Below are 3,532 nucleotides of genomic sequence, written 5' to 3'. Positions count from 1 at the left end.
TTTGTCAATATTCTAAAAAAATTCAAAATTAATTTTTTGTTGTAAATATTTAAAATTTATACTTTCAATATTTACAAATATTGGAATTTACCTTGCTTTTTTATTTAGAATATGTTATTCTTTGCTTATGAAAATATTGAAATTTATGAAAAAAAATAGTATATTATAGAGTAGTTAAATTTTATGAAAAAATAGGAGGTAATATGGCTTTAATTATACAGAAATATGGCGGAACTTCCGTTGCAAATGCCGAGAGAGTAAAGGAAGTGGCTAAAAGAGTTGTAAAGTATAAAAAGGCTGGACACGATGTAATCGTTGTTGTTTCTGCACCGGCTGGAAGGACTGACGAGCTGATAAAAAGAGCTTATGAGTTGTCAGATTCGCCAAATAAACGTGAATTTGATATGCTTTTGACTTCAGGAGAGCAGATTTCGATTGCGTCACTTGCGATTGCTGTAGCTGATATGGGAGAAAAGGCCGTTTCGTTAAATGCTTTTCAAGTTAATTTTAAAACGACATCTGTGCATACAAAAGCTAAAATTATTGACATTGATACACAAATTATACAGGAAAAACTAAATGATGGAAATGTAGTGGTATTTGCTGGATTTCAAGGAATTACTGAAAATAATGAAATTACTACACTTGGACGTGGTGGTTCCGATACAACTGCTGTTGCACTAGGAGCAGCTCTTAATGCTGATGAAGTAGAGATTTACACTGATGTTGACGGAGTTTATACAGCAGATCCTAGAATTGTAAAAAATGCAAAAAAATTAGAAACAATTTCTTATCAGGAAATGTTGGAACTGGCTGCCTCAGGAGCAAAAGTCCTGCATCCAAGATCAGTTGAAATTGCAGCAAAATATGGTATAAAAATACATTTACGTTCATCATTTGACGATTCCGAAGGAACAATTGTGCAAAGGGAAGAAGGATTTGATGAAATAGGAAATCAAAATATTGACATAAAAGGAGAAGCTATGGAAAAAGTAAAAATCGCTGGTATTACCTCTTCTAAAAATGAAGGAAAAATAACACTTTTTGGAGTACCTGATAAGCCAGGAATTGCTGCAAAAGTATTTTCTAGACTTGCTAAGGAAAAAATTAATACAGACATAATCTTGCAAAGTTCAAGTGCAAACAAAGAATTAAATAATATATCATTTACTGTAAAAAGTGATGATTTAAAGGAAGCTGTGGCTATTTCGGAGCAGATAAAAGAGAATATTGGGGCTGAAGGTGTTTCGTATGAAGAAAAAATTGCAAAAGTATCTGTTGTTGGAATTGGATTAAAAAGTCACTATGAAACTACTGCTGAAATATTTGATACACTTGCTGAAAATAATATAAATATAGATATGATTTCTTGTTCAGAGATTAATGTTTCTTGCATTATTCATGAAAATGATGTGGAAAAAGCAGTAAATGCACTTCATAAAAGATTTATTGAAATGGACAGCTAAGCTAGAAATAAAATATCAGAATAACCAAAAGAGAGGACTTTAGAAAGTATGAAAATAGGAATTATTGGATTAGGAACTGTGGGAGAAGGAGTTTTTAAGGTATTAACAAATGAAAAGGAAAGCATTTTTGAAAAGTCAAGAGCTGATATTGAAGTAAAATATGCTTGTGATTTAAATATTGAACGTGAATTTTCATTTAATTTTGATAAATCAGTTCTTATAAATGACTACAAAAAAATATTAAATGACCCTGAAATTAAGATTGTTGTAGAGCTAATTGGTGGAGAAACTATTGCAAAACAGATAATTATTGAAGCATTTCAAGCTAAGAAAAGTGTCGTTACAGCAAACAAGGCACTAATTGCAAAATATGGAGTAGAATTATTTCAATTAGCAAAGGAAAATGGAGTTTTATTCCTGTTTGAAGCTGCTGTTGGCGGAGGGATTCCTATTGTAACACCTTTGATGGAGAGTCTAGTTGCAAATACAGTTACTGAAATTCGTGGAATTATGAACGGAACTTCAAATTATATTTTGACAAAAATGAAAGAAGATAACTTATCATTTGATGAAGCACTAAAAATTGCCTCTGAAAAAGGGTATGCGGAAGCTGATCCTACTTATGATGTAGATGGAATTGATGCAGGACATAAAATAAATATCCTTGCCTCACTAGCCTATGGAGGTTCAATCAAGTTCAAAGATATGCAATTATCAGGAATAAGAGAAATCAGCACAGTTGATATCTTTTCAGCAAACCAACTAAACTCAACTATAAAATTAATTGCAAGCTCAAAACTTTTATCTGATAAGTCAGTACAAATTTCAGTAGAGCCAACATTAATTCCAAATAGCGAAATTTTAGCAAAAGTTGATGATGTTTACAATGCGATTGAAACAACAGGTTCTTATACAGACAAAACTTTATTTTATGGAAAAGGTGCAGGAATGGATCCAACTGCATCAGCGGTAGTTGCAGACATCGTAAAAATTGTAACAAGAAACCATATTGAATCAGATTATTTCTTTAATTCTACAAAAGTATTTGAAATTGTGGACTCAAACACAGTGAAAGATTCTTACTATATAAGAGTTTCAGATGACTTTGATATAGAAAATTCGCCATTTGAACTAATAAATCAAATTGAAAATTACTATATCATCTTAGCAAATAATATTTCAAAAAATGAAATTAACGAGATCTTAAAGGATGCAAAAGAGAAGCTTATATTGAGAGTTATGAAATAATATATTTTTATAATTTACATAATTAAAGGGGCATTTTTATGCCCCATTTTTTGTATTTTTATTATTTTATTTCTTTTTCTTTAAATGAATTTATAAAATCAATTCTTTCTTCACATTTTTTAGCAACAAACTGTATAAAATCAGTCCAGTCACCTGTTAGTGAACCTTTTTCCAGACTTTCAAAATAAATTACTCTTTCCGACTTTTCAATAATTATCGGAGGATAGCCATTTTTCATAAGTTCAAAATTTAGAAGCAGTCTGGAAGTTCTTCCATTTCCATCTAAAAATGGATGTATTTTAACAAATTCACCATGTAAAATAGTTGCCCTTTCTATCGGGTGCAACTCATTTGTCTCATTTCTATACCATAACATTAATTTTTCCATTTCAGGAAGTATCATGTAAGGCTGTGGTGGAATATGCTCTGAACCACTTATATAGACTGGGACTGTTCGATACTGTCCTGGATTTATATTTTCAATGCCTTTTGTTACTAAACTATGAATATTTCTTATCTCTTTTTCTGATAGTTCCGTATCATCTTTTATAATTTCTTCTAAATAATAAATGGCTTCAGCATGCCCTATTATTTCAAGATGTTCTCTCATAGTCTTACCGCCAACAGTTATCCCATCTTCAAGCAGAACTTTTGTTTCCATCAATGTAAAAGTGTTTCCTTCAATTGCATTGCTGTTATATGTCCATTTTATTATCAGATCCTTTCTTAATTGTTTTAATAAATGTTCATTAAGTTTTGTTTCTTTGTATTTATTTAATTTTTTATCTATTTCTTCAAAATTTATTTTATATTTTTTT

At 30.4% G+C, this 3,532-nt stretch carries 3 protein-coding genes; 2 read left to right on the top strand and 1 reads right to left on the bottom strand.

Annotated features, from left to right (window positions below; genetic code table 11):
- Positions 1-203: 203 nt before the first annotated feature.
- Complete coding sequence (locus Q0370_RS04150; RefSeq protein WP_299572521.1) at positions 204-1,466, top strand: aspartate kinase; 1,263 nt, start codon at positions 204-206, stop codon at positions 1,464-1,466.
- Positions 1,467-1,514: 48 nt separating this feature from the next.
- A complete protein-coding gene (locus Q0370_RS04145; RefSeq protein WP_299572518.1) occupies positions 1,515-2,714 on the top strand; it encodes a homoserine dehydrogenase in 1,200 nt (399 codons plus the stop codon).
- Between the two features lie 61 nt (positions 2,715-2,775).
- Here Q0370_RS04145 and Q0370_RS04140 read toward each other — a convergent pair.
- Positions 2,776-3,532: Fic family protein (locus Q0370_RS04140; protein ID WP_299572515.1), on the bottom strand; the 757-nt coding region annotated here is incomplete at its 5' end.

Source organism: uncultured Leptotrichia sp. (assembly GCF_938036635.1).
In the GTDB taxonomy this organism is placed as follows: Bacteria; Fusobacteriota; Fusobacteriia; order Fusobacteriales; family Leptotrichiaceae; genus Leptotrichia; species Leptotrichia hongkongensis.
Note: the sequence above shows the minus strand (reverse complement) of the source record. Positions and strands in the feature narration are given on the sequence as shown.